Below are 24,750 nucleotides of genomic sequence, written 5' to 3'. Positions count from 1 at the left end.
GCCATCCACCGCTTTGTCCGTCCGGGCCGTTGCAAATCGCCGGGCTTTCCCGGCCAATCAAGTCAAGCCGGTCGCCGGCCGCCCGCGTGATCGCCCGGACCCGAGTTCCCTATCGATAGCCCCGCCATGACGCCGCCCGCATCCGCTCTCCCTGTCGAAGCGCCCCAGGCCTTCCTGGGCGTCGCGCGCTCGCTCACCGACAAGCTGTGGCGCGACCGGCTCGATGCGCGCGGGGCCGCCCAGGCGCTCGCCATCGTGCAGCGGCACCAATTGCCGGAACTGCTGGCGCGGGTGCTGGCGGGCCGCGGGGTCGACATCGATTCCGTCGCCGACTTCCTCGATCCGACCATCCGGAAGCTGCTGCCGGATCCCTTCACAGTGACGGATATGGAAGCCGCCGCAAAGCGGATCGCCGATGCCGCAGTGAGGGGCGAGAAGGTTGCGATCTTCGGTGACTACGACGTCGATGGCGCGACCTCCGCGGCGCTGCTGGCCTGGCACCTGCGGCATTGCGGGCTCGATCCGCTGATCCATATTCCCGACCGGATTTTTGAGGGCTATGGCCCGAACTCGGAGGCCGTGCGGGCACTCGCCGCGAAGGGAGCAACGCTGCTCGTCACCGTCGATTGCGGCACCACCAGCATCGAGCCGCTCGCCGAGGCCAAGCGCCTCGGCATGTCCGTGGTCGTGATCGACCACCACCAGGCCGGCACGGAGCTTCCGGTGGTGGATGCGCTGGTCAATCCGAACCGGCTCGACGATCTCTCCGGCCTCGGTCATCTCGCCGCCGTCGGCCTCGTGCTGGTGACCCTGGTCGCGGTCAATCGCGAGCTGCGCCAACGCGGCTTCTGGAGCAGCGAGATGCCCGAGCCCGACCTATTGGGCATGCTGCACCACGTCGCGCTCGGCACCGTCGCCGACGTCGCGCCGCTGATCGGCCTCAACCGCGCCTTCGTGGCCAAGGGCCTGATCGCGATGCGGCGGCGCGACCATGTCGGCCACACCGCGCTCATGGACGTGGCGCGGCTCAACGGGCCGCCGGAGGCTTGGCATCTCGGCTTCATGCTGGGACCGCGCGTCAATGCCGGGGGCCGCATCGGCCGCGCCGACCTCGGCGTACGGCTGCTGCTCGAAGGCGACAGCGTCGAAGCGGCGCGGATCGCCGCCGAGCTCGACCGCCTCAACAGCGAGCGCCGTGTCATCGAGCAGGCGGCGGAGGCACAGGCCGAAGCGGAGGCGCTGGCCTCGATCGGCCTGGAAGACAAGCTCGCCGTGATCGTCACGGCCTCGGAAGGCTGGCATCCCGGTGTGGTCGGCCTGGTCGCCTCCCGGCTGAAGGAGAAGTTCTCGCGGCCAGCTTTTGCCATCGCGCTGGAGCCCGGCGGCATCGGCACCGGGTCGGGCCGCTCGATCGCCGGCGTCGATCTCGGCAAGGCGGTGCGGCAGGCGGTCGCCGACGGCCTTCTGCTCAAGGGCGGCGGGCACGCGATGGCCGCGGGCGTGACGCTGCGGAAAGAGAAGCTGGCCGAATTCCGCGCTTATCTTGAAAATGCACTGGCACGCGACGTTGCCGAGGCGCGCCACGTCAACGAGCTGTATATCGACGGGGCTGTCTCAGCACGTGCGGTGACGCCGGAGCTGGCGACGACGCTCAACCGCGCTGGACCCTTCGGCAGCGGCAACCCGGAGCCCGTGCTGGCGCTGCCGGCCCACCAGCTCGTGTTTGCCGACGAGGTCGGGCAGGCGCATCTGCGGCTGCGCTTCAAGTCGGGTGACGGCGCCATCGTCAACGGCATCGCATTCCGTTCGGTCGGCCAGAAGCTCGGCAATGCGCTGCTCGCCAATCGCGGCCAGCAGCTGCATGTCGCCGGCTCGCTCTCGGTCGACCGCTACCAGGGTGCCGAGCGGGTGCAATTCCGCGTGGTCGACGTTGCGCTACCGGACCAGGGGCCATCCGTGATTAGGTGATAACGCGCTAAACAACAAAAAAAGGGAGTGAACATGGCAGGGCAGGTTGAGGGCAAGATCGCGCTGGTGACGGGCGGCGCTTCCGGCATTGGCGAGGCCGTCGTCGAGCTTTTCGCGCGCGAAGGCGCGACGGTCGTCATCACCGATGTCGATGAGCTGCGCGGCCCGGAGGTTGCCAAGCGTGTGACAAACGCGGGCGGCAAGGCGATCTTCCTGGAGCAGGACGTCACCAGCGAGGAGCGCTGGATCGAGGTCGTTGCGGAGATCGCCAGGCGCTGCGGACGGCTCGACATCATGGTTTCCAATGCCGGCATCGGCATCGCCGTGCCCTCGATCGTCGACATGACGCTCGCCGACTGGCGCAAGCAGAACGCGATCAATCTCGACGGCGTGTTCCTCTCGGTCAAGCATTGCCTGCCGCTGATGCGCAAGCATGGTGGCGGCTCGATCGTCATGATGTCCTCGCTGGCGGGCTTGCGCGGCGCGCCCGGCCTGTCGGCTTATTCGGCCACCAAGGGCGGCGTGCGGCTGTTCGCCAAGTCGATCGCGATGGAGTGCGCCGCGGCGGGCGACGGCATTCGCGTCAACTCGGTTCACCCCGGCATCATCGATACGCCGATCTGGGGCAAGATCCCGACGGGGGCGACCGGCGCCGGCCAGAACGCCCCGATCGATCCGGAGGAGCGCGCCAAGGTCGCCACGCCGCTCGGCCGTGCGGGCCAGGCGGCGGAGATCGCCTCGGGCGTGCTGTATCTGGCCTCCGATGCCTCGCGCTACGTTACCGGCAGCGAGCTCGTCATCGACGGCGGCATGAATGCCGGCGGCGTGCCGCGGCGCGCATAGGCCACGCAGGGCAGGGCGGCGCGAGCAGGGGCTGACGCGCCGGCGCCAGCCTTGTACAAGACCGGCAGATTCCGACCGACAGAGGTGTCTCCCGCCATGGCGCACAGCCTTCACGCATCCTCACCCGCGCCGCATCGTTCGAACCGGCCCGATCTTGCCACCGACGTGATCCGCACCGCGCGCGAGGATCTTGCCGCCTGTTTCCGGATGGCCGCGCGCAACGGCTTTGAGGAGGGCATCTGCAACCACTTCTCGGCGGTTGTGCCGGGCCATGACGACCTCTTCCTCGTCAACCCCTACGGCTACGCCTTCCGCGAGCTCACGGCGTCAAAGCTCCTGATCTGCGATTTCCACGGCAACGTCCTCGACGGCGAGGGCGTGCCTGAAGCCACCGCATTCTACATCCATGCCGAGATGCACAAGCGCCTGCCGCGGGCCAAGGTCGCTTTCCACACGCACATGCCCTACGCGACGGCGCTGTCGATGACGGAAGGCGATCCGTTGATCTGGGCCGGCCAGACCGCGCTGAAATTCTACGGTCGCACTGCGGTCGACCGCGATTACAACGGCCTCGCGCTCGACAGCGGCGAGGGTGCGCGCATCGCCTCGAGCGTCGGCGATGCAGATATCGTCTTCATGAAGCATCACGGCGTCATGGTGCTGGCCCCGACCATCGCGGAAGCCTGGGACGATCTCTATTATCTCGAACGCGCCGCCGAAGTGCAGGTGCTGGCGATGTCGACCGGACGGAAGGTGTTGCCGGTGGATCCCGCCGTCGCGGCCGAAACCTACAGGCAGATGCGCGAAGGCGATACCGAATCCGCGCGGCTGCATCTGGCGGCGATCCGTCGGCAGCTCGATGCGGAGGAGCCGCAGTACCGGCATTGAGGCTCAGCCGTCATTCCGGGGCGCGCGAAGCGCGAGCCCGGAATCCATCGGACAGCAGGCGACGCGGCGGAGCTCGCGCCAAGTGGCGCGCCCCGGAATGACGGCGGGAGGGGGCGTCCGTTACGACCCCTGCCGCAGCTTCGCCAGCACCTTCAGCCCGCCATACCCGTCCGCCGGCGTGATCCCGACCTTCTGCTGAAAGTCCTTGACCGCCTTCATGGTGTCGTTACCGACGCGGCCGTCGGTGCCGCCGGTATCGAAGCCGGCCTTGGTCAGGCGGGTCTGCATCTCCTGCACCTCGGCCAGCGTCAACGCGCGTTCGGAGCCAGGGAAGGGCTGGATGAAGGGCGGCGCGCCGAGGCAGCGGTCGCCGAGATGGCAGATCGCCAGCGCGTAGTTCATGGAAGGGTTGTAGCTCTTCACCGAATAGAAGTTCGGTCCCAGCAGGAACGTCGGTCCGCCGGCAACCGGCGCCCACATTTGCGCGGATGCGTTCGGTTGCGGGAACGGCTGGCCGTCGGCGCGGGCGACGCCGGCTGCCTGCCACGCCGCATAGGTGCGGCTTCCGCCGATGTTGCCGGGCGCGCGCACTTCGTAGCCCCAATGTTCGCCGCGATGCCACTTGCCGCGATTGACGAGATATTTTGCGGTCGAGCCCAGCGCGTCGTCGGGCTTGCCGAACGGCGACACCTTGCCGTCGCCGTCGTAGTCGATCCCGACATTCAGCCAGACCTCCGGCATCCATTGCGAATGCCCCATCGCGCCGGCCCAGGATCCCTGCATCTGCTCCGGCGTGCTCCAGCCCTTGTCGACGATGCGCAGGGCGTTGATCAACTCGGTCTCCCAATAGGCCTTGCGACGCGGCTCGTTCCAGGCGAGCGCGGCGAGCGAGGGAAACACCGGCCTCATGTGGTTCTGCTGCACCAGTGGATCGCCATAGGCGGACTCGACGCCCCATAGCGCCAGCAGCGTGCCGCGCTCGACGCCGAAATCGCGCTCGATGCGGGCAAGCAAAGCCTCGTTGTTCTTCAGTGCAACCTTGCCGTTGATGATGCGCCAGTCCGAGACGCGCCGGTTGATGTACTGCCACACCTGCTCGCGGAATTCCGGCTGGTTGCGCATCTGCGCGAACACGCTCATGTCAGGCTCGACCCGGCCCATCGCGCGCTGCCATGTCGCAGCCGAAATACCCTTTGCCATCGCGCGCGCGCGGAAGGCTTCGCGCCATTCGTCGAAGCCCGGAGGCGCTGCGAGAGCGCGGGGCGGGAGCGCAAGCAAGGCGGCTGCACCGAGCGTCGACTGGAGCAAAGCGCGGCGCGTGGGACGGGGTGAGGAATCAGCGTTCTTCATGGGCACAGTCTAGCCGGAAACATGGCTTGTGTGAGTCGGTTCTGGGCCGGATATGGCCGCGGATCTTGCCTGAGCGCGTCGCTGTTGCCAGCGGAACAAGTGTCGCACTCCGGCATTCCCTTCACACGGGAACGAGGCCTGCCTTCCATTTGAGAGACGTGGTGGAATGAAGATACGAACCCATGCGGAAAGCCATGTCGTCGAACTCGAGGACGGATCGCAATGGCAGATCTTTCCCGGCGATCTCGCAGCCACACTGAGCTGGAAGCCGGAAACCGATCTGCGTCTGGAGCAGAGCGCTGATCAGGTTAGTTCGCACTTGCTGGTGAACACGGCCGATCAAAGCCGCGTCCGGGTGATCGCGGCGGACGCGACTTGGCCCGATGGCGAGGTCGAGAAGGCGTTGCGGGGCGGATAGCGCGTGTGCTGCCGATAAAGGAGCCGACGGTGAATGCCGGTCGCCTAATCCTCCTGCAGGTCAGCCGCAATTCCCGCAAGCCAGCGCCGTACCGCAACTTCCGTCCTTGAATCCAGATCCCGAGCGAGGCGCTTCTCCAATTCGAGCACGCGCTGCCGGCACGCCTTGAGCAATGTCGCGCCGCGCGGCGTCAGCGTCCATTGCTGGATGCGGCCATGGACGGGATGCGGTGTCATCACGATCGCGCCGTCGCGTTCGAGATTGCGGATGATGACGCCGACGGTCTGGGGCGTCAGAAACGTGAGGCGGGCGACGTCGGCCCCCGACAGGCCCGGATAGGCCTTCAGCATCGTCAGCACCGCGAACTGCGGTGACGTCACGCCGAGATCGGCGAGCGTGCGCTCCATGGTCAGGCGAACCGCGGCGTGGGCCTGTCGCAAGAGATAGCCGAGATAGCCTTGCTCGCCGCGCTTGCCCTCGCCGGCGGCGGGGACATGGACGGTGCCGCTATCGGCCGATGCGGGCATCTTGCGAGCGGCTTGCGGCTTTGCGTTGACGGTAAGCTTGCGTGACATATAAGAACTCTTATAAGATGTATGCCTTCTTACAATAACACGAGGTGAACGGCAATGTCACACGCCCGCAGCGAATACGAAGATTTCAAGCGGATCGCTCCGGATGCCTACGATCTGGTGCTGGCGCTCGGCCAGGCCGCGGGCAAGGCCGGTCTCGACAAGCATCTTCTCGAGCTCGTCAAGCTGCGCGCCTCGCAGATCAATGGATGTGCCTTCTGCGTGCAACATCACGTTCTGCTGTCGGAACGGATCGGCGTCCCCGTCGACAAGCTGCACCTGGTCGCGGTCTGGCGCGAGGCCCCGATCTTCTCGGCGCGCGAGCGGGCCGCGCTGGCCTGGACAGAAGCCTTGACGCTGCTTCCCGATGGCGTCAGCGACGAGGTCTATTCGGAGGCAACGGGCGAATTCTCCGAAATCGAGCTGGCGTACCTGACCTCTGCGGTCGCCTCGATCAACGTCTGGAACCGGTTCGGTGCGGCCTATCGCTGGACGCCGGCCAAGCGGCCGGTCACGGCGAACGCTGCTGCGTCCTGATAGTCGCGGGGAGGTCAGCATGACAGCAATGAGCTTGGCCGTCGCACAGCGCCCGATGCCGTCGCGCTCGATGGCAGTCGCCATCGTCGCAGGACTCGCCTGTGCGCTTGCGATCGGCAAGGCGTTGCCGGTGACGTTGGACGCTGTCTCGGACGCGCTGGCCCCGCTTTGCGCCACGGCGGCGGAGGGCTCTTCGCTCGACAAGGTCGAGCCGATCGGCTCCTACGCGCTGCCGAACGTCCCTGGCAAGCGCGTGACCATCGTGCGCGTGTCCTACGGTCCCGGCGGGTTTTCGCGGCCGCATCGCCACGCGGGCTCCGTCACCGCCTACATTACCAAAGGCGAGATCCGCTCGCAGCTCGGCGGCGGCCCGGTCGAGACGTTCGGCGTCGGCCAGTCCTTCTTCGAGCCGCCGGGCTCGACGCATCTGGTCTCGGCCAATGCCAGCATGACCGAGCCGGCGGAATTGATCGCGGTGTTCGTGGCCGATGAGGGCGCGCAGCTGACGACGTTCCTGGAGTAGGCCGCGATCGTCATCCGCGACGGCCGTGTTCAGGCCGATGGCGATCGCCGCAACAGTTTCCACGCCGGCGAGAGTCCGTATTCAACCAACGGAATGGCGAGTGCGCCGACGAGCAGTCCAAGCACGCCCGAGATGGCTGCCTCGATCGACCACGAGATGATGCCGGCAGCGGCGGGAAGGAGGTGTGCGCCAGCCTCGGTTGCGGCATGGACCATGTGGCCGATCGCGGGCGGGCCGTACTTTTCGATGCCGTGCAGGATGATGCCGCCGCCGACCCAGATCATGGCGGCGGTGCCAATGGTGCTTAGCACCGTCAGGAAAATGGGCATGCCGCGAACGACCGCGCGTCCGAGCGCGCGGATCGCGCCGCCAACGACCGAGGCACTGTCATAGCGCGCAAGGGCCAGACCCATATCGTCCGCCTTTACGATCAGGGCCACCACGCCATAAACCCCGACGGTGATGCAGAGGCCGACCAGCGCCAGGACGAACGCCTGCGTCCAGATGCTGCCCGCCGGAATGGCCGCCAGCGTGATCGCCATGATTTCGGCCGACAGGATGAAATCAGTCTTGATGGCGCTCGCGACTTTCTCGTCCTCGACCGAGCGGGCATTGAGCGCAATCGGCTGGAGCTGCGCTTCGTGCTGGTGGGCATGATGCGGCAGCACGGCTTCGAGCACCTTTTCGGCCCCCTCATAGCAGAGAAAGGCTCCGCCCAGCATGAGCAGCGGCGTGACCGCGGCGGGCAGGAAGTAACCAAGCAGCAGGGCAACGGGTAGCAGGATCAGGAGCTTGTTGCGCAGCGATCCGACCGCAATCTTGCCGACGATCGGCAATTCGCGCTTCGATGCGAAGCCGATGACGTAGTTCGGCGTGACGGCCGCGTCGTCGATGACCACGCCGGCGGCCTTTGCGCCTGCTTTGGCGGCCTGGCTGGCCACGTCGTCGAGCGAGGCCGCTGCCACCTTTGCAATCGCTGCGATGTCGTCGAGAAGACCGATCAGTCCGACACTCATCAACCCTGTCCTTCTTCGTTTGGAGCCGGCGGATTGCGCGACCAGATGCTCCTGCACGCTCCGGCAACGAACGAGCAAGCCGTCAGTTCTCGTCGTCACCCGGTCTCTTGCCCAGGTCCGGCTTGAGCACGTCTTCAGGCAGGGCGTGAGCCACCGGCTGCGCCGTGACTGCGACATCCGGGCCGACCTCGCGGCCGCGCGCACGGATCAGTCGTTCATAGGCCGAGACCAGCGTGACGTAGGGGCTGACCCAGATCCAGCCGTCGCGGGTGAACACCTGGACGTCGAAATGCAGGTGCAGCGACGTTCCGGCGGGACGGTCGAGATAGTTCGAGACCACGCCGATCTTCTCGCCCTCGGTGACGAGTCGGCCGTTGAGAACGCCATCGGCATTCATGGCGTGCGGGTTCATGTGCATGTAGCGAAAGCGGATGTGCTCGGTGCGGCTATTGACCTGAAGTGTCACCGCCTGGTCCTTGGCGCCGCGGATCACGATCGCGTCCCGCACGGCGACGACGGCGCGCTGCCTGGGATCGCAGGGCTCCCGGCCTTCACCGGGCGGCGGGCAGTCGGCGGCGCGGATGTCCTCGCCCTGGTGGCCGTAGCCCCCGCCACATTGCCACACCTCGAAACTGCGCGACTCGCAGAAATTGTCGCGCCAGGGATAGGCGGTCGGGCCTTCGCTCTTGTCGCGCTTGCCGTATGATTGCGAGCGCACGAAAGCGGGCGCTTTCTCCAGGGGGAAGCGGATCTGCGCATAGGCCATGGCGTCGGGGTGGCCGCCCTGCTTGCGGTAGCCGGTGTTCGGGATGATGTCGCCGCTCGGCCGGTAGCTGAAAACCGGCGAACGCGCCGCGGGGCGATCGACGAGGTTGGAGGCAACGTCCGTCAGCGGCCGCATGCGCTGGCCGCCCGCGACGCGCAGCGCCTTCAGGAAGCGCTCGGCAACCGGATAGGCCTCCTTGCAGGCGAGCCGCCGCGGCCTGGCGACGCTGTCGAGACATTGCACGGAGACCACATAGGCGGCGCCGAAGCGGGTGAAGGCGTAGCGCACATAGCCTTCCCGGATGAACCTGCGCAGATCCGGGTAGGTCGTTGCGAGTGGCCTGACCGGCTCGCCCTTGCCCCCGGCCGGATCGGCGATGTCGTAGATCAGCGCCGAACCCGTGATCTGCACCTCGACGGGCCTTGCGAACACCCGGGTCGGCATGCCCTCGCCGGCGCCGGGATCGAACGAGAAGGTCGCGCTGTAGCCGGCAGGGCCGGCATCGAAGATGTCGACAGGATTGAAGTCGGCCTGGTAGCGCGACAGCGCGAGCGTCGCCGGCGTACCGCTACGCTGCGCCTCGAGATACGCGGCGGCGTCGAACGGAAGCAGGACCGGTATGGGACTGCGGGTGATGCCGGTGAAGAAGCGCGAGGAGATCGCGTTGAGTTGCACCAGTGCGGGCATCGCGCGCGGATCGTGGCGCGGCACCGAACGGCGGGGTGCGAAGACGAAATCGCCCGCAACCTGGGGACGGCTATTGATCTCGACACGTAGCTGGTCGAGCGCTGCGCGCCAGTCGACGCGCAGGGCCGTCAGCGAAGGGCTGCGGAATTCCTCCGCAGCCAGCGGTGCGGCCATGAGGAGCGACAGCGACGCCATGAGGAGCGAGACGAAGCGGAAACTGTGCCTGCCCACTGCCTCGCCCCCCGGCGGTACCTGTTCCGATCCTCGGTTGCTCGCTTAGTCCTTGGCGCGTTCGGAGTACGAGCCGTCTTCGGTCATCACCACGATGCGGGTGCCGACGGAGATGTGCGGCGGCACGGTGGTGCGCACGCCGTTGGACAGCACTGCGGGCTTGTAGGAGGAGGAGGCGGTCTGGCCCTTGGTCACGGGTTCGGTCTCGACCACTTCCAAGGTCACACGCTGCGGCAGCGCGATTGAGACCGGGTTGGTGTCGTGCATGGACAGCTTGACGGTCATGTCCGGTTGAAGATACGCGGCCGCGTCGCCGACGACGTCCTTGGAAACCTGGACCTGGTCGTAGGTCTCGGGGTTCATGAAGTGGTAGCCGTCCCCATCTTCGTACAGGAAGGTGTAGTTGCGCTCTTCGATCGTGGCCTTCTCGACCTGGTCGGTGGTCTTGTAGCGTTCGGAGATCTTTACCCCGTCCGAGATTCGGCGCATTTCGATCTGGCTGACCGGGGTGCCCTTGCCGGGATGGATGTTCTCGGCGCTGACGACGACATAAAGCTTGCCGTCTTGCTCGATCACGTTGCCCTTGCGAATAGAACTGGCGATGACTCTCAAAGCTGTATTTCCCGCTTACTTGGCCCGGCTGCGGCCAGGACGTGGTCAAATCGATGGGGGACTTGGGGCCTCAAATCGGACCTTGGCGCCCGTTTCGGGCCGCAACATACGCATTTTGTCGTTGAATGCCAGCCTTTTGCTGTCCCAAGGGGCGGTCGGTTAATGGCTGGGGACAAGCCGATCTCGCCATTCTGGTCGCCCGAGCGGCACCTCGACCGGCGGCCCTTCCTTGCAGCGAGGGGGGCCATTACCGGGGCGTTACGCGGCTTTTTCGCCGAGCAGGGCTTCGTCGAGGTCGAAACCTCGGTTCTTCAGGTCTCCCCGGGCAACGAGACCCATCTGCATGCCCCCGGGACCGAGATCGTGCGGCCGGACGGCAGCCGTGCCAGCCGCTACCTGCGAACCTCCCCCGAATTTGCCTGCAAGAAGCTGCTGGCGGCGGGCGAGGAGCGGATTTTCGAGTTCGCCCGGGTGTTTCGGGATCGCGAGCGCGGCGACCTGCATCTGCCGGAATTCACCATGCTGGAGTGGTACCGGGCACGCGCTCCCTATGACGCGATCATGGCCGATACGGTCGTGGTCATCGCCCGTGCGGCGCAGGCGACCGGAATCGGGACCTTCTCGTTCCGCGGCCGGACTGCCGATCCATTCGCCGAGCCGGAGCTCCTGACCGTCGCGGGCGCCTTCGAGCGCTTTGCCGGCATCGACCTGCTGTCGACAATTTCGGGCGGCGAGGGTAACCGTGCGGCGCTCGCCGCGGCGGCCGGCGGGAAGGTCCGGATCGCCGAGGACGACACCTGGTCGGACATCTTCAGCAAGGTCCTGGTCGAGCATGTCGAGCCGCATCTGGGGCAGGGGCGTTTGACCATTCTGTTCGAGTACCCATCTCCAGAGGCGGCGCTGGCGCGGGTCAAGGCGGACGACCCGCGGGTTGCGGAACGGTTCGAGGTGTATGCCTGTGGCGTCGAGTTGGCCAACGGCTTTGGTGAGCTCACCGACGCAGAGGAGCAGCGCAAGCGCTTCACGGAATCGATGGCGGAAAAGCAGCGCCGCTATGGCGCGGCCTATCCGCTCGATGAAGACTTCCTGGCCGCGGTTGCGGCAATGCCGGAGGCGAGTGGCGTTGCGCTCGGTTTCGACCGGCTGGTGATGCTGGCGAGCGGCGCAACGCGAATTGATCAGGTGGTGTGGACGCCGCCTCTGGATGAGAGATGACGAAGGCGAATCTTGCACGCACCCTGCGCGAGCCGGTCGAGCTCGTAGCCGAAGGCCTGGCGCCCGCGGCGGCGCTGCCCGCGCTCGAGCGGGTCGCCGCGCGTTATGCCGTTGCGATCACGCCTGATCTCATCGAGCTGATCGACAAGACCGATCCGGATGATCCCATCGCGCGGCAGTTCGTTCCGGCCGCGGCCGAGCTGGAGGTGCAGCCGGGCGAGAATGCCGACCCGATCGGAGATCACCCGCACTCGCCGGTTCCCGGTATCGTGCATCGCTATCCCGATCGCGTGCTGTTCAAGCTCGTTCACGTCTGCGCGGTCTATTGCCGCTTCTGCTTCCGCCGCGAGATGGTCGGCCCCGGCAAGGACAACGCGCTGTCGGAGGCCGCTTATCGCGCGGCGATCGATTACATCCGGTCGCATCCCGAGATCTGGGAGGTCATCCTGACCGGCGGCGATCCGCTGATGCTGTCGCCGCGACGGATGAGTGAGATCATGGCCGAGCTCGCGGCGATCGATCACGTCAAGATCATCCGTCTCCACACCCGCGTCCCCGTGGCCGACCCGGCGCGCATCAGCGCGGAGATGGTTGCGGCACTCAAGGTCGCGGGTGCGACCACCTGGGTCGCGCTGCACGCCAACCACGCGCGCGAACTGACTGGAGCGGCGCGGGCGGCCTGTGCGCGGCTCATCGATGCTGGAATTCCCCTGGTGAGCCAATCCGTGCTGTTGCGCGGCGTCAATGACAACATTGCCGCTTTGTCGGATTTGATGCGAGCTTTCGTCGAATGCCGAATCAAGCCCTATTACCTGCATCACGGCGATCTCGCGCCGGGCACCGTGCATTTGCGAACGACGCTGGCCGAGGGACAGGATTTGATGCGACAGTTGCGCGGCCGGGTATCTGGGTTGTGTCAGCCTGACTATGTCATCGACATCCCCGGCGGCGCCGGCAAGTCGCCGGTCGGGCCGAGCTACCTGCTGGCGCCGCAAAATATCGCGGTCGAAGCGGATGAAGCCGAAGCCGAAACGCGGTATCGTATCTTGGATTATTGCGGCGACGTTCATCTTTATCCGCCCGAGACCTGAGCGGGGATCGAGCGTGCGCCGCTCTGAGAATGGAGATAAGAAGATGAAGAAGATCATGTTGGCCGTATCGCTCGTGGTCTTGTTCGGCGGCCCGGCGGTGGCGCAGACCGGCGGCTCCAAGGGATCCACATCCGGTGGCGCGACCTCTGGGACGGTATTGCCGGCGCCTGTCGGTCACCGCCAGCCGCGTGCGGCCGACGTGCCGAGCGAGAGGAATTTGAGCAATCCGAACACGCCCGCGAACAAGGAAGACGCCGAGCTCGATCGCAAGATCAAGAGCATCTGCCGCGGCTGCTGAGCTACACTTCTCCCGGGGGGAGAAGTGAAGAGCGGAGCAGGCGACAGATGCTTCGCCTCGGGTGCCTTAAGCGGATCGCTCGTGCCGCCCCGCGCGCCTTGTATTGCGACGGATCTCGACGGCGTCGGCAAGCTGCTCGAGCACGGCTGCCGTGGTTGCCCAGTCGATGCAGCCATCGGTGATGCTCTGGCCGTAGGTGAGCGGCTTGCCCGGCGCCACGTCCTGACGGCCGGCGACGAGGTTGCTTTCGATCATCACGCCCATGATGCGGCTCTCGCCGCCCGAGATCTGACCGGCGATGTCGGTCACTACCAGCGGCTGGTTCTCCGGCTTCTTGCTCGAATTGGCGTGGCTCGCATCGACCATCACCAGCGGCGCGACGCCGGACTTGGTCAATTCGTTGCAGGCGGCGGCAACGCTTGCTGCGTCGTAGTTCGGCTCAGCTCCGCCGCGCAGGATGATGTGGCAGTCCTCGTTGCCCGCGGTCGAGGCGATCGCCGAACGTCCGAGCTTCGTCACCGCCATGAAATGATGCGGATGCGAGGCCGACTTCACCGCGTCCGCGGCGATCCGCACGTTGCCGTCCGTGCCGTTCTTGAATCCGACCGGGCAGGACAGCCCCGAGGCCAGCTCGCGATGGATCTGGCTCTCGGTGGTACGTGCGCCGATCGCGGCCCAGGAGACGAGGTCGGCGATGTATTGCGGCGTCGTCATGTCCAGGAATTCGGTGCCCGCCGGAAGGCCGAGATTGTTCACGGCCGACAGCACGTTGCGCGCCAGCCTCAGGCCCTTGTTGATGTCGAAGCTGCCGTCGAGATCGGGGTCGTTGATCAGGCCCTTCCAGCCGACGGTGGTGCGCGGCTTCTCGAAATAGACCCGCATCACGATCTCGAGCTGGTCGGCAAGGTCTTCGCGCAGTTTCGCGAGACGCTCGGCGTAGTCGAGTGCGGCCTTGGTATCATGCACCGAGCAGGGGCCGACCACGACCAGAAGGCGGTCGTCCTGGCCGGTGAGGATGGCGTGGATGGCGTTGCGCGCCGCCATCACCACACGCGTCGCGGTGAGCGTGCGCGGGACCTCCCGCATCACGTCGTCCGGTGTGCTCAGCTCTTTCAGTTCGCGGATACGAAGATCGTCGGTCGTGCTCAGCACGGCGGGCTCCTGTCTGTTTAGAACCTGCCGGCCAACAAAAAAGCCGCCAGGTCTGGCGGCTTGTTCGGACGTTTGCTGCAATGTTTCAGATTGAGCGCGATCCTCCGGCCGCCAGCGAGCTGTCGTAGCTAAAGTACCAAAAATAGCTGGTGGCGACGGTGATCATGGCAGGCCATATAGCCTGCCGCCGGCGGGTTGTCACCCCCCAAGTGCGCAAGGAGGGCGGCAAGCGCGCCTCAAATGTCGTTCTTGCGTGCGGCCAAGGCCATTCCAATCAGGGAGGCGCCGCCGAACAGCAGGTTGATACCGACGAGCACGCCGATCGCCCATTCCGCCGAGCTCGGCAGCCCCGTGATCACCATGAACGAGATCGCGATGTCGACGAGGCCCGAGACCAGGAGCCACGACCAGCGCCCGCTGAGCTCCCGGCGATGCTCCAGCGCGTACATGATGGTGGTAACGCCCTCCGCGAGGAAATAGGCGCCGAGCACGATGGTCAGCGTCAGCACGGCCTGCATCGGCCGGGCCAACAGCAATATACCGGTGAGGACGGCCAGCGCGGCCGAGATCAGCGACCACCAGAAGCCTGGCGAGCTGCGCGCCCAGTAGGTCGCGATCAGTCCGCCGATACCGCCGATCAGGAACATCCAGCCCAGGAAGATCGTGGTCGCAAGACTGGCGAGCGGCGGGAGGATCAGTGCGGCGATGCCGAGCACCGCAAGCAGGATGCCCTCGAACAGGAAGGCCTTCCAATGCGCCTTGACCGCCTGGTTCATTGCGGATTGCAGCCGTGAAAATTCTTCAGGCGACGTCATGATGGCCCCGATCTCGTGAGCAGCCCCTGCGACTCTCGAACATGGGGCTCAATCTAACGGGTGTGAACCGTTCTTGCCATCCCGCGCTTAGCCGCCGCCGGGCAAAGAAGAAAATCCATCCGAGGTGGTGCGGATGCGGTTGCGGCCGAGAATGTAGATTGCGGTTGTGGCGATCAGAAGCGCGAGGCCGAGGAGGATCGAGACGAAACCAATCGGGATCAAGGCCAGCGTCAGGTTGCGCTCGGGGTTGATCAGCCAGTGACGGATCGAGGTCAGGACGAAAGCAAGCCCCACAAAGCCGATGCCGCCGCCGGCGAGCAGCAGCGCCCACATGCGACGAAGCTGGCTGAGCCGCTCGCGCGCGACATCGGTCCGCGGCGCATGGTGGCGTGCGGCGCGCCGGACCAGGCGGATTGCCAAAGCAATCGAGCCGAAGCCGATCAAAAGGCTGGTGGCACCGAGCCACATCCGCAAGCTCGGATCGAGATCGGGCATGCGCTGAAGAGCGAGCAGCGGGAAGTCGAAGCCCGCATGCAACGCGAGCGGGGCGGCGAAGATCAGCAGCCGGCTGGACAAACGGGCCCAGTCGCGGTGGTGCCGGTTCGCACCGAGGGCCGTGCCGGCCCGCGCAATCGTCAGGTACGCGCCGGCGATGATGCCGAGCGCGCCGTGGAACGGCACGGTCAGCACGCTGCGCAGCGCAGCCAGCGAGCGCCACATGTCGGCGTGCTGGACCAGATAGGCGAGGTTCTCGTAGGCGGCAAAGCCCAGGCCGACCGCGGCGCCATAGACCACGGTGTCCATCGGATTGGCGAAGGTCCGCCGCTTGGTCGAGGACACCAGCACGATGGCGATCACCTTGACGGCCTCCTCGGGCAGCGCGACGCCGAAGATCGAATGCATGGCCAGCTCCGCCCAGGGGTCGTCGGGTGCGGTGACCATCTTGGCGAAGGGCGCGCGGGCGAGACCGAGCAGCGAGATGCTGGCCGCCCCTAAGAGAAAGGCCGTCCAGACCTGGGCCGGCGGGCCGGGGCGCTCCTGGACGGCTATGACGAGCCAGAGCATCAGCAGCGCCGGGGCGATGGCAGCAGTTCCAAGGACGGTGGGGAGCGCTTCGATCAGGTACATTGGCGCCGAAAATAGGTTCCTTCGATCCGCATATCCACGCTCACCGATGCGACCATGTGTCATGCGCCTGCTGTCGGCTCTCTTAACGAGGGCGACAGCTTCCGTTCATCGGCCCCGCGGAGCGGAGACGTAGAATACAAGCGTGATCAATTGCATCACAACAAATGCTCGTCGTTCATGGTAGCAGCTGCGTGCCGGATATGGAGCCTGGATAGACGAGCCAGATCAAGGAACTACACGGGCTTCTTCAATCGGCAGTGCAGTGCTCGGGCTCAGTGCGGGGTGATGGGAGGCGCGGCGTCGGGGGCGACGTCGAAGGCGCCGAGATGGAATTCCTCGCCGATGGCCTCCTGCGACAGGGATTGCTGGGCCAGCAGCGTGAACGCAGCCTGCGGATGTCGCTTCCAGACCTCGAGGTCGCCCGCGGTGATGGTGAGCCAGCCAAAGGTGTACATGTAGCGTCCGGGCTCGGTGACCCGGCCGACCCTGTCCCAGGTGATCTTGCCAACCTTGATCGCATCAACCGTGAGCTTGTCGACTGCCATTCGGTCCCCCGATCGCAAGTCTGCAAATGAGGTCCGGCACGGGGCACAGACCTCAAAATGCTGATCCGGCATTGGGGCCGCGATAGGGCAGCCGGAGGGTCAGGCCGACTTCAACAGGGGCGAGCGGACGATCAGGCGGACGAGGTCATCCCGGTTCTGCCTCTCGGCGAATTTGACCGCAAAGCCCTGGTCGAACTTTCGGATCACCCGCCCAACGCAGGCACCGACCGCGAGCGGGGTTCCGACCGGCGGATCGTACTCGGACGATATCGCGACGCCGGCGGTGGACACGTCGATGATGAAGCAGGGATGGCTGCTGCCGTCCGCCAAGGTCACCACGGTATGCGAGACCTGCGGAACGAAACGCGCGTCACGCCGCAACTCCCGAATGCTGTCGTCCCTCTGCTTCTTCTCGAGCCAGGTCAGCTTCTCCGACATCCAGGCGCGCCGCGCCCGCGTCATCTCCAGCTCCATCAGGAAGCCCGCTTTCAGCGTCGCGCTGATGGTGCACTGGAACTCGCCGAAATCCTGGAAGTAGGAGGTGACGCGCTCACCGATCTTGCCGACCACCGGCACGTCCACGATCATGCGGAAGGGCGAGACGCGCTTGGTGCGGCAGGCGAAGCTGCGGAGCCGGCCCTCGCAATCGTACCAGCGGGGCAGCGAGTAGCTGCCGTTCACGGCGACTTCCACTGCACGCTGCCTGAGGAACTCTGCGACAGACATGAACGCCAACCGGGGTCTGGGGTGATCTCCGTATTTCCACGGTACCGTTCAAAGTCTAAGCAAAGCATACCGCTGCTTAATAGGAGGGGTAAATTTCCGGTAAATACGCCGGGCGAAAATCGTGCGACAAGGCGCGGCGGATGGTCACGAGGTCGTCACCCCTCGGCTTCGGTCAGCGGCGTTCAATTCGCCCCGAGCAGCACGAGCAACGCCAGGGCGCCTCCGGCAATGGCAAGCTTGATCATCGTGCAGATCAGGCCGTCGGGGCTGATCGCAAGTCCGAACCAGGGACCAGCGCGCCGGATCATCGCCGCCGCCAGCGCATCGACGATGCCGAGCGCAAGCGCTATGCCGGCGATCAACGACCACGAGGCGGCCGGCGGCATCCAGGGCACGAGCCAGGAGGGGACGTGGTCGCGCAAGGACACCAGCAGCGCGAGCCAGGCGAAGCAGAGCGCGAAGCCTTTGATGATATCAGGCCCGACCGCATCGGGCTCGAACCTGATCCCGAGGGCTCCCAGCGCGTTCTCGATGCGCGTGCCTTCGCTGAGGAAGAGAAATGCGCCGAGGTAGAGCGGAACGAGTGACTGAAGCAGCAGCGCGATGATGCCGAACAGGATTGCGTAGCCATAGGCATCGCCGAGAACGGCAAGACCAGGCGCGAGCCTCGGCCGCGCGGACGGCTGCGCAGCCGCAGCCTGGTGCTGCGGGACCGACCGGGCGCGCGCGATGTGCGCCAGCATCTCGGTCCGCCGGTTCGGGGCATGGGAGACCGCACGATGCATCCAGGGCGGCGGCTGCGAGGCAGCGCCGGACGGGTTGTTCGGGATGGTCTCACGCTGCGCCATGGGCCTCTGCCGGTTCCGATCGGAGATTGGTCGGAGGTCGCAGGCAGGGAGGTTCATGCCGGGGCGGCGGATTTCTGGCCCGTGGCGCTCCCTAGCGGAATCGAACCGCTCTCTCCACCGTGAAAGGGTGGCGTCCTAACCGATAGACGAAGGGAGCAAACGCAGGGCCCCGCCGCTTATCGCGGCGCGGCCGCAGGCCGGCCGAACGGGGCGAGGCGCTTGCAGCGGGCGAACGTATAGTGGCGTTTGCGCTCCCGGGCAAGCCGTCCGGGAACGGAGTTTTGGCCCCGGTGGACAGCCGGGGATCCGGATCAATCATCTGCGATCTGAACGGTTTCTTAGGGTTCCCTGGGTAGCGCTGGACCGGGAGATTTTCGCCGATGCCACCCCCGAAGAAGCGCGCAGAGCGCAAGCTGCTGTCGCGGCATGCCTGGATCACGCTGGACGGCGGCTTTGCCGCGCGGCACTGCCTGGTCCAGGACATCTCGGATACGGGTGCCAGGATCACCATGGACGAGGACGCGAGCCAGCTTCCGGGCGTGATCCGGATGGCCTTTGCCCGCGACGCACGGACCGGGCGGAGCTGCCAGGTGATCTGGCGCCGCGGCAAGTCGGCGGGCGTCAAGTTCATCTGATCGCGCGGGCGATGGCGCGCGGCAGCGGTCCGGGCTACAAGGCGGCGATGCGCACGCCGCTCCTCATCCTGATCTCGCTCATGGCCATACCCGCCACCGCGGCCGAGCCCCTGCGCCTGCCGCCTGCCGAGCGGCCGCAGGCGGGCAAGGAGACCAATAAGCAGACCAGCAAGGCGCTGCCGCTCGCGGGCGCCCCCGGTAAGGCCAGGGCAGGCTCCTGCGCCGCCTACGGGCCGCGCTTCGTCATGGTCGAGGGAACCGGCACCTGCGTCAGGGTCGGCGGCTCCATCAGCATCGACGCCGGCGTCAGGCGCTGAAGGCCCATGCCGCCGGATCTGATACGGCCCGACATCATCGTCCCCGTACTGATGTATTGCGCGCTGTTGTGGTGGATCGGCCGCGGCTTCAGCTGGACCGCGCGGCTCGCCACCGCCGCGGTGACACTGGTGCTGATCGCCGTCGTGCTGCTGGTCGAGCGCGGCTGGCGCTAACGCATGATCCGGAAAAGTGCGATGCGGTTTTCCGAGAAGATCATGCGCAAACAATCAGGAGCTTAAACAAAACCGCGAAAACAACCCCATGCACAGTAGCCGTCAAGCGCTGCGGTGACTCCCAGGCGCATGCGCCCGAACGGGAATTCCTCGCGCCGTCACCGCAGCTTATCCGTCGCCACCGGCTCACGACATCGGCGGTGCGACGAATTGCGCAAATCCGGGCCGCTCGCCGAGCTCGGCGAGCCAGCGGGTGAGGTGCGGCTGCGCCGGCCGGGTGATGCCTTCGACGCCGAGCCAGCGCCGGGCATAGGAGCCGATCGCGATGTCGGCCAGCGTGAACGCGTCGCCATCGATGAAGCGGCGCGCGGCGAGCAGGCGATCGGTGATGGCCCAGACCTCGGCGGCGGCATCTGCATCGCGCTGCACCTGGATCATGTCGCGCTCGGCGGGCGCGGTGCGCACGATGCCCCAGAACACCGGGCGGTCGACCGGCTGCACGGTCGACAGCGTCCAGTCGAGCCAGCGGTCGACCGAGGCGCGCTGCTTGGGCCCCTCCGGATAGATCGGCGTGCCGCGCCCATGCGCGAGGCAGAGATAGCGCATGATCGAATTGGATTCCCACAGCACGAAGTCGCCCTCGACCAGCGTCGGGATCCGCGCGTTGGGGTTCATCGCGAGATAATCGGCCTCGCGGGTCTTGCCGTATTGCATGCCGGCGTCGATGCGCTCAAAGGCGAGGCCGAGCTCGGTGCAGCACCACAGCACTTTCTGCACGTTGACCGAATTGGCGCGGCCCCAGATCGTCGGCTTGGTCTCAGGCATGTCATCTCCCCGCGGCGTTGTCGCTTCTCGCGGGGTGATAGCGGAATTCCTGGGAATGCGCGATGCGAGATTGCATCCCGTCCGTCATGCAAAAAGCCCCGCACGCGGGCGGAGCTTTCCTTGCAAGTCAAACCTAGCGCTCAGCGGCCGAAGAACAGCCACAGCAGAATGATCACCGGGATCGGCACGCCAAGCATCCAGAGCAACATTCCTCTCGCCATCGCATCCTCCTCAAGCGGTTTCGTGAAAGGAGAACGCGGAGAGAGGGGCCTGGTTCCAAGGGCGAGGGCCTACCAATGGCCGGTGTTCGGCATCGAGGCCCACGGCTCCTGCGGCGGCTTCGGATCGCCCTTCTGCAGCAGCTCGATGGAGTGCAGGTCCGGCGAGCGCACGAACGCCATGTTGCCGTCGCGCGGCGGGCGGTTGATGGTGACGCCCGCCTTCATCAGCTTCTCGCAGGTGGCGTAGATGTCGTCGACCTCATAGGCGAGATGGCCGAAGAAGCGGTCCTCGCCATAGGTCTCCTCGTCCCAATTCCAGGTGAGCTCGACCAGCGGCGCCCCGCGCGTCGGCGGCTGCTTCTTCAGCGCCTCGAGATCGTCCGACGAGCACAGGAACACCAGCGTGAACCGCCCCTTGTCGTTCTCGATCCGCCGCACCTCCTTCAAGCCGAAAGCATCGACATAGAATTTCAGCGCGACATCGAGATTGCGCACGCGCAGCATGGTGTGGAGGTATCGCATGGGTGGGGCTCCTTGGAACGGACGGAGGGTTTTTGGTTTCGGGCGAGGGCGATGAATAGCAGCAAAGTGCGACAAGGGGCAGGGGGCGCGTGCACATGCGCGTGAGGGGGTGGCTGTCGAGGTCAACCAGCGAATCGTAGGGTAAAGCCGCACACAACCTTCGCAGCGACTCTCTTTTATGGCGATCGTTTTGCACGATGCGCCCAATCCGCTGGTGGCCACGCCGATTTTTGTCGTCAAGGCCTAGTCTTCTAGCGAGAATTGCAGTTCAGCATTGTCACCGTAAATTCAAGGAGGATATTTAGTACACTGTCACCGTAAATGACCGTAAATGCTGTCACCGTAAATGCAGTTTTTGCTGCGATAGACGGGCCAAGTCAAAAACCCCGCCACTACGTCTCCAGCCGTTGCTGCCATTCAAAGCAGGTCACCGCGACGGCTGCGGGTTCAGGCCGCCCTTCTTTGATGCAGCATGCAAAGTCTTAGACCTCTTCTCGAGTGACCGCGTGCTTCTTGGTCTTGGTGCGGCTCTTGAGGGTGAAATCGTCCCAGGGGTTCGGGTGCTTCTTATCGAACAGCTCCGGGTGCAGCCGACGCATGATCCGCCACACCTGCTCTAACAAAAGCGTGCTGATGCCCAACTTGCCAGAACGCCGGCGCTTAGAGGTTCAATGGTCGTCCTCTCAAGCCTGTCGAGACGCCGTCGCCACAGGGCGAGTGCCAGTACAAAGACGAGGGCGAGCGTCGAGGCGACCGCGACGTCGTTGAGGCGGCCTTCTCCGGTTCTAACGATACTGCTGAACACTTAATCTTCAGCGGATTGATCGCTTCGGCTTCTGTTGTGCCCAGGGGCAGCGGTGGATGGCGGTGAAAGGAACGCATCGAAACGCTCTTTCACAATTGCATAGCACTCGCACGCTGCCTTCTCTAAGCCAGGCCGATCAATGACTTGAATTGTTCCCCGACGATAGCTTATGAGGCCTGCGTTCTGCATCGATTGTGCAGCAAGTGTCACTGATTTTCGATTGGCACCGAGGATTTGAGATAGAAATTCGTGGGTGTAGGGAAGAGCTTCACCCTCGGCCCTGTCATGCATCATCAGGAGCCAGCGGCACATCCTCTCTTCTGTCGAATGCATCGCGTTGCATGCGACCGTCTGCTGGACCTGCGACAGCAAGGTCTCCGAGTAGCTGACGAACAAATCGCGCACGTGCTCGCTTTGCCTGAATTCATATTGCAGCAACTGGATAGGACAGCGGACCGTATGGCCTTCGAGCTGCACGATGCATCGGTTGAAGGAGACGCGGCTGTACATGGCCGCAAAAAGTCCGAATGCACCTTCGCGCCCGATATTCGCAGTCTCGATTGCCGCTCCATTTTCCAGCACGGTCAGCAGGGACAGTACGGAACCTCGCGGAAAATATGCGTGCTTGAGCAGGCCGCCGGCGTCGCAGACCATGTCGCCAAGCTTGAATTCGACGGGCTCCAAGTGCGGGTCCAGGCGCCTGCGGCTGTCAGCCTCCAACGCGCCTAGGAGCCGATTGCTCCACAGATCGCGGTCTGTCTGCACCTTGGTCATGACCGCATGCTGTTTCGGGTCCGGTTCCTGCGTAATCGGGGCGACGGGCATGTCGTCGTGAGCGCGTGGGATTGGAACGTTTATTTCTTGCACTCTTTCAAGAGGCGAATCTGTGCAAAAGGGCTCATTGGTCGGCGTAGGTCCACGCTCGGTCAAGCCGAGCCAACCATCGATCGAAGTTCCACGACCAGTTCCGATGCCCGATAGGGCTTCCTGAAAAAGCAACTGTTTGAAGGGAGATCCGAGGATTGAAGCTGCTGTAAGCCCGACACGACCAGAATCTTGATGGGAGGCCAGCGGTCGCGCACGGCATGAGCTAATTTTAGCCCGTTCATGCTGCCTGGCATATTGATGTCGGTGAAAAGCAGAGTGATGTCCGTCCGCGATTCCAGCAGGATGACCGCTTCGTCCGCTCCCTCGGCCTCGATCGCGATGAAGCCCGCGTCCTCGACGACCTCGATGGCCAGCATCCTTAGCAGCGGTTCATCTTCCACGACCAGAACGACAGGGCGAGCTTTGCCGGTTGTTGCGTTCATCATCAATCTAACCCCTTCGCGACGCCGGTATCATCCCCGGCTAGCCCATCCGCTTTGTCGGACCAATACTTTGCCATCCGGAGGCAATGTGCCTTCAAATCGGGGTCAAGCGCCTGCTTGGATAGCTGCATGAAGTCCGAGGCCATACGCAGGCATTCGAGCCTTTGCTTCCAATCGTCGTGTCGGTCGTTCGGATCGGACATGGCATGCGCTCCCGGAAGGTGGTGGTCGCACGCCGATGCTGACGTTGTCGGTGGTCCAGACCACATAGCAAAAGGTGCTGCCCGCCGATTTGGAAGCCCGGAAGGTGAGCAATTTTGCTCAGACTCTTCCCGGGAACGCAGTCACACTTATACCAACCACGCTTTGCCAGATTCGGGATTCACCGCCGGCCACATCCCGTGCGCGGAGAATTCGCGATGCATGAGGTTTTCCAAGCGGGCCCCGAGCCGACCGATGCTTCCTCCGGCCCCTGTGGCCGCGACGAGCTTCGCTACCGGCTGCGGCAGCAGTCGCTTCTTGGCGAGTTCGGCAGCATTGCCATGCAGACCCGCGACTTCCGGAAGATTCTGCAGAGGGCTACCGAACTGTGCGCCGTTGGGTTGCAGGCTCCATTCGTGAAGGTCCTGGAATATGAACCGTACGAAAACCATCTGATGGTACGCGCAGGCGTGGGCTGGGCCCCAGGCACCATCGATGCCGTCTCGCTCCCGGCGGACATCGGATCGCCGGCCGGTTACGCTTACCAGACCGGAAAGTCTGTCATATCGAACCACATGGGAGCGGATACCCGCTTCCGCACGCCTCAGCTCTTGGCGGATCACGGCATCAGGCGCGCGATCAACGTGCTGATAGAAAAGGGCGGAGAGGGCAAGGCCTTCTTCGGCGTGCTGGAGGTCGACAGCGCCGAACCGGGCGAGTTCGATCAAGATGACGCCAACTTCCTTGCCGGCTTCGCTGGTCTACTAGGGATTGCTATCGAACGACAGCAGGCTGACGCCAGGTTTCAAGATGCTCTCAAGCACCAAGCCTTGCTGACGAGGGAGATGAGCCACCGTGTTAAGAACAGCCTCGCGTCAGTCGTGGGCCTGCTTCGCGTCCAGGCGCGCAGCGCTCAGTCTCGGGATGTCAAAAATGCACTGCAAGACGCAAGCTTGCGGGTGTCGACCATAGCCGAGGTACACGACCATCTTTGGCGGGGTTCGCACATCGGCTATGTCGAACTTGCGGACTTCATGACCGAGCTCTGTAAAAAGCTGCGGGCCAGCACCGAAGGGCACACGCTGCATTGCCACGCCGATCCAATATTGCTCGCGGCTGACCATGCCATTCCCCTTGGACTTCTGATCAACGAATTAGTGACCAATGCAATCAAGTACGCCTATCCGGAAAGCAGCGGCGACATCGAAGTGTCGGCCCGGGAGGTCAATGGACGTCTCCACGTCGAAATCTCTGACCATGGCACCGGCCTCCCGGACGGGTTCGACATCGATCAGCCGCGGGCAAGCCTCGGCTTCAAGGTGGTCACCGGCATGGTGAGGCAGCTTCAGGGCCGTCTCACATTTGCGACAGAGCGAAAGGGGACCCGCTTTCTGCTCGACTTGCCAATCCTGTCACGGCGCGACGCATCCGGTACGGCTCAGTGACCAACGCCACGATCCGTTCGAGTTTAATCCGGCTTGCTAATCTCGTTCCAGATGACGCCAAGTTTG

The 24,750-nt window shown here is 64.8% G+C and carries 29 protein-coding genes and 1 tRNA gene; 13 read left to right on the top strand and 17 right to left on the bottom strand.

What is annotated here, in order from left to right:
* Nucleotides 1-126 precede the first annotated feature (126 nt).
* From recJ to AC3WLX_RS02625, 3 genes are all read left to right on the top strand, one after another.
* The gene (recJ, locus tag AC3WLX_RS02635) at nucleotides 127-1,968 is read left to right on the top strand and encodes a single-stranded-DNA-specific exonuclease RecJ (protein ID WP_492334574.1); all 1,842 of its coding nucleotides are present in this window, start codon (nucleotides 127-129) and stop codon (nucleotides 1,966-1,968) included.
* 33 nt (nucleotides 1,969-2,001) lie between these two features.
* The gene (locus AC3WLX_RS02630) at nucleotides 2,002-2,811 is read left to right on the top strand and encodes an SDR family NAD(P)-dependent oxidoreductase (protein ID WP_492334573.1); all 810 of its coding nucleotides are present in this window, start codon (nucleotides 2,002-2,004) and stop codon (nucleotides 2,809-2,811) included.
* A 96-nt stretch (nucleotides 2,812-2,907) separates the two neighbouring features.
* Complete coding sequence (locus tag AC3WLX_RS02625; protein WP_492334572.1) at nucleotides 2,908-3,699, top strand: aldolase; 792 nt, start codon at nucleotides 2,908-2,910, stop codon at nucleotides 3,697-3,699.
* Between the two features lie 120 nt (nucleotides 3,700-3,819).
* Here AC3WLX_RS02625 and AC3WLX_RS02620 read toward each other — a convergent pair whose 3' ends face one another.
* Nucleotides 3,820-5,049: a lytic murein transglycosylase gene (locus tag AC3WLX_RS02620; protein ID WP_492334571.1), complete on the bottom strand. Its 1,230-nt coding sequence runs from the start codon at nucleotides 5,047-5,049 to the stop codon at nucleotides 3,820-3,822.
* Between the two features lie 166 nt (nucleotides 5,050-5,215).
* Between AC3WLX_RS02620 and AC3WLX_RS02615 the strand changes: the two genes are divergently transcribed.
* Nucleotides 5,216-5,467: a hypothetical protein gene (locus AC3WLX_RS02615; protein ID WP_492334570.1), complete on the top strand. Its 252-nt coding sequence runs from the start codon at nucleotides 5,216-5,218 to the stop codon at nucleotides 5,465-5,467.
* A gap of 44 nt (nucleotides 5,468-5,511) precedes the next feature.
* Here the strand turns inward: AC3WLX_RS02615 and AC3WLX_RS02610 are convergent, their stop codons facing one another.
* Nucleotides 5,512-5,994 (bottom strand): MarR family winged helix-turn-helix transcriptional regulator, encoded by a 483-nt coding sequence (locus tag AC3WLX_RS02610; protein ID WP_492335902.1) that lies wholly within the window; start codon nucleotides 5,992-5,994, stop codon nucleotides 5,512-5,514.
* A gap of 102 nt (nucleotides 5,995-6,096) precedes the next feature.
* Between AC3WLX_RS02610 and AC3WLX_RS02605 the strand changes: the two genes are divergently transcribed.
* Entirely contained in the window at nucleotides 6,097-6,576 is a 480-nt protein-coding gene (locus tag AC3WLX_RS02605; protein ID WP_492334569.1) for a carboxymuconolactone decarboxylase family protein, read from the top strand.
* Between the two features lie 19 nt (nucleotides 6,577-6,595).
* Nucleotides 6,596-7,099, top strand: coding sequence for a cupin domain-containing protein (locus AC3WLX_RS02600; protein ID WP_492334568.1), 504 nt, complete (start codon nucleotides 6,596-6,598; stop codon nucleotides 7,097-7,099).
* Nucleotides 7,100-7,128: 29 nt separating this feature from the next.
* Here AC3WLX_RS02600 and AC3WLX_RS02595 read toward each other — a convergent pair whose 3' ends face one another.
* From AC3WLX_RS02595 to efp, 3 genes are all read right to left on the bottom strand, one after another.
* Nucleotides 7,129-8,115: a DUF808 domain-containing protein gene (locus AC3WLX_RS02595; RefSeq protein WP_492334567.1), complete on the bottom strand. Its 987-nt coding sequence runs from the start codon at nucleotides 8,113-8,115 to the stop codon at nucleotides 7,129-7,131.
* Between the two features lie 82 nt (nucleotides 8,116-8,197).
* The gene (locus tag AC3WLX_RS02590) at nucleotides 8,198-9,763 is read right to left on the bottom strand and encodes a M23 family peptidase (RefSeq protein ID WP_492335901.1); all 1,566 of its coding nucleotides are present in this window, start codon (nucleotides 9,761-9,763) and stop codon (nucleotides 8,198-8,200) included.
* Nucleotides 9,764-9,844: 81 nt separating this feature from the next.
* Nucleotides 9,845-10,411, bottom strand: a complete 567-nt coding sequence (gene efp, locus AC3WLX_RS02585; RefSeq protein ID WP_028136595.1) for an elongation factor P — start codon at nucleotides 10,409-10,411, stop codon at nucleotides 9,845-9,847.
* A gap of 162 nt (nucleotides 10,412-10,573) precedes the next feature.
* Between efp and epmA the strand changes: the two genes are divergently transcribed.
* From epmA to AC3WLX_RS02570, 3 genes are read left to right on the top strand one after another with little or no spacing between them, the layout of a single operon-like run.
* A complete protein-coding gene (gene epmA, locus AC3WLX_RS02580; RefSeq protein ID WP_492334566.1) occupies nucleotides 10,574-11,626 on the top strand; it encodes an EF-P lysine aminoacylase EpmA in 1,053 nt (350 codons plus the stop codon).
* Nucleotides 11,623-12,717, top strand: a complete 1,095-nt coding sequence (locus tag AC3WLX_RS02575; RefSeq protein WP_492334565.1) for a lysine-2,3-aminomutase-like protein — start codon at nucleotides 11,623-11,625, stop codon at nucleotides 12,715-12,717. Before epmA ends, AC3WLX_RS02575 begins: the two co-directional genes overlap by 4 nt.
* 43 nt (nucleotides 12,718-12,760) lie before the next feature.
* The gene (locus AC3WLX_RS02570; RefSeq protein ID WP_492334564.1) at nucleotides 12,761-13,015 is read left to right on the top strand and encodes a hypothetical protein; all 255 of its coding nucleotides are present in this window, start codon (nucleotides 12,761-12,763) and stop codon (nucleotides 13,013-13,015) included.
* Between the two features lie 66 nt (nucleotides 13,016-13,081).
* Here AC3WLX_RS02570 and AC3WLX_RS02565 read toward each other — a convergent pair whose 3' ends face one another.
* From AC3WLX_RS02565 to AC3WLX_RS02535, 7 genes are all read right to left on the bottom strand, one after another.
* Nucleotides 13,082-14,167 (bottom strand): 3-deoxy-7-phosphoheptulonate synthase, encoded by a 1,086-nt coding sequence (locus AC3WLX_RS02565; RefSeq protein ID WP_492334563.1) that lies wholly within the window; start codon nucleotides 14,165-14,167, stop codon nucleotides 13,082-13,084.
* Nucleotides 14,168-14,403: 236 nt separating this feature from the next.
* A complete protein-coding gene (locus tag AC3WLX_RS02560) occupies nucleotides 14,404-14,982 on the bottom strand; it encodes an HdeD family acid-resistance protein (RefSeq protein ID WP_291622568.1) in 579 nt (192 codons plus the stop codon).
* Between the two features lie 87 nt (nucleotides 14,983-15,069).
* Complete coding sequence (locus AC3WLX_RS02555) at nucleotides 15,070-16,110, bottom strand: PrsW family intramembrane metalloprotease (RefSeq protein WP_291622566.1); 1,041 nt, start codon at nucleotides 16,108-16,110, stop codon at nucleotides 15,070-15,072.
* A 272-nt stretch (nucleotides 16,111-16,382) separates the two neighbouring features.
* Nucleotides 16,383-16,655 carry a hypothetical protein gene (locus AC3WLX_RS02550; protein ID WP_492334562.1) on the bottom strand — a complete coding sequence of 91 codons (273 nt, stop codon included), beginning with the start codon at nucleotides 16,653-16,655 and terminating at the stop codon, nucleotides 16,383-16,385.
* 99 nt (nucleotides 16,656-16,754) lie between these two features.
* On the bottom strand, nucleotides 16,755-17,381 hold the full coding sequence (locus AC3WLX_RS02545) for a PilZ domain-containing protein (RefSeq protein WP_291622563.1): 627 nt from the start codon (nucleotides 17,379-17,381) through the stop codon (nucleotides 16,755-16,757).
* A 182-nt stretch (nucleotides 17,382-17,563) separates the two neighbouring features.
* Nucleotides 17,564-18,229, bottom strand: a complete 666-nt coding sequence (locus AC3WLX_RS02540; protein ID WP_492334561.1) for a hypothetical protein — start codon at nucleotides 18,227-18,229, stop codon at nucleotides 17,564-17,566.
* Nucleotides 18,230-18,311: 82 nt separating this feature from the next.
* A tRNA-Glu gene (locus AC3WLX_RS02535) sits at nucleotides 18,312-18,386 on the bottom strand.
* Nucleotides 18,387-18,609: 223 nt separating this feature from the next.
* Between AC3WLX_RS02535 and AC3WLX_RS02530 the strand changes: the two genes are divergently transcribed.
* The 3 genes from AC3WLX_RS02530 to AC3WLX_RS02520 are packed head-to-tail and all read left to right on the top strand — an operon-like array spanning nucleotide 18,610 to nucleotide 19,355.
* A complete protein-coding gene (locus AC3WLX_RS02530) occupies nucleotides 18,610-18,864 on the top strand; it encodes a PilZ domain-containing protein (protein ID WP_291620689.1) in 255 nt (84 codons plus the stop codon).
* A gap of 47 nt (nucleotides 18,865-18,911) precedes the next feature.
* On the top strand, nucleotides 18,912-19,181 hold the full coding sequence (locus AC3WLX_RS02525; protein ID WP_492335900.1) for a hypothetical protein: 270 nt from the start codon (nucleotides 18,912-18,914) through the stop codon (nucleotides 19,179-19,181).
* 6 nt (nucleotides 19,182-19,187) lie between these two features.
* Entirely contained in the window at nucleotides 19,188-19,355 is a 168-nt protein-coding gene (locus AC3WLX_RS02520) for a hypothetical protein (protein ID WP_492334560.1), read from the top strand.
* A gap of 186 nt (nucleotides 19,356-19,541) precedes the next feature.
* On the opposite strand, the gene AC3WLX_RS02515 is transcribed toward AC3WLX_RS02520, so the two are convergent.
* The 5 genes from AC3WLX_RS02515 to AC3WLX_RS02495 form a co-directional block, all read right to left on the bottom strand.
* Complete coding sequence (locus tag AC3WLX_RS02515; RefSeq protein WP_492334559.1) at nucleotides 19,542-20,180, bottom strand: glutathione S-transferase family protein; 639 nt, start codon at nucleotides 20,178-20,180, stop codon at nucleotides 19,542-19,544.
* Between the two features lie 290 nt (nucleotides 20,181-20,470).
* Nucleotides 20,471-20,923, bottom strand: a complete 453-nt coding sequence (locus AC3WLX_RS02510; RefSeq protein ID WP_291620684.1) for a VOC family protein — start codon at nucleotides 20,921-20,923, stop codon at nucleotides 20,471-20,473.
* 805 nt (nucleotides 20,924-21,728) lie between these two features.
* Nucleotides 21,729-22,502: a Crp/Fnr family transcriptional regulator gene (locus AC3WLX_RS02505; RefSeq protein WP_492334558.1), complete on the bottom strand. Its 774-nt coding sequence runs from the start codon at nucleotides 22,500-22,502 to the stop codon at nucleotides 21,729-21,731.
* Between the two features lie 152 nt (nucleotides 22,503-22,654).
* Complete coding sequence (locus AC3WLX_RS02500) at nucleotides 22,655-23,041, bottom strand: response regulator (RefSeq protein WP_492334557.1); 387 nt, start codon at nucleotides 23,039-23,041, stop codon at nucleotides 22,655-22,657.
* The gene (locus AC3WLX_RS02495) at nucleotides 23,041-23,241 is read right to left on the bottom strand and encodes a hypothetical protein (RefSeq protein ID WP_492334556.1); all 201 of its coding nucleotides are present in this window, start codon (nucleotides 23,239-23,241) and stop codon (nucleotides 23,041-23,043) included. Before AC3WLX_RS02495 ends, AC3WLX_RS02500 begins: the two co-directional genes overlap by 1 nt.
* A 216-nt stretch (nucleotides 23,242-23,457) precedes the next feature.
* Between AC3WLX_RS02495 and AC3WLX_RS02490 the strand changes: the two genes are divergently transcribed.
* Nucleotides 23,458-24,684: a sensor histidine kinase gene (locus tag AC3WLX_RS02490; RefSeq protein WP_492334555.1), complete on the top strand. Its 1,227-nt coding sequence runs from the start codon at nucleotides 23,458-23,460 to the stop codon at nucleotides 24,682-24,684.
* Nucleotides 24,685-24,750: the final 66 nt, after the last annotated feature.

This window comes from Bradyrhizobium sp. FW305-F6 (assembly GCF_058782905.1).
Note: the sequence above shows the minus strand (reverse complement) of the source record. Positions and strands in the feature narration are given on the sequence as shown.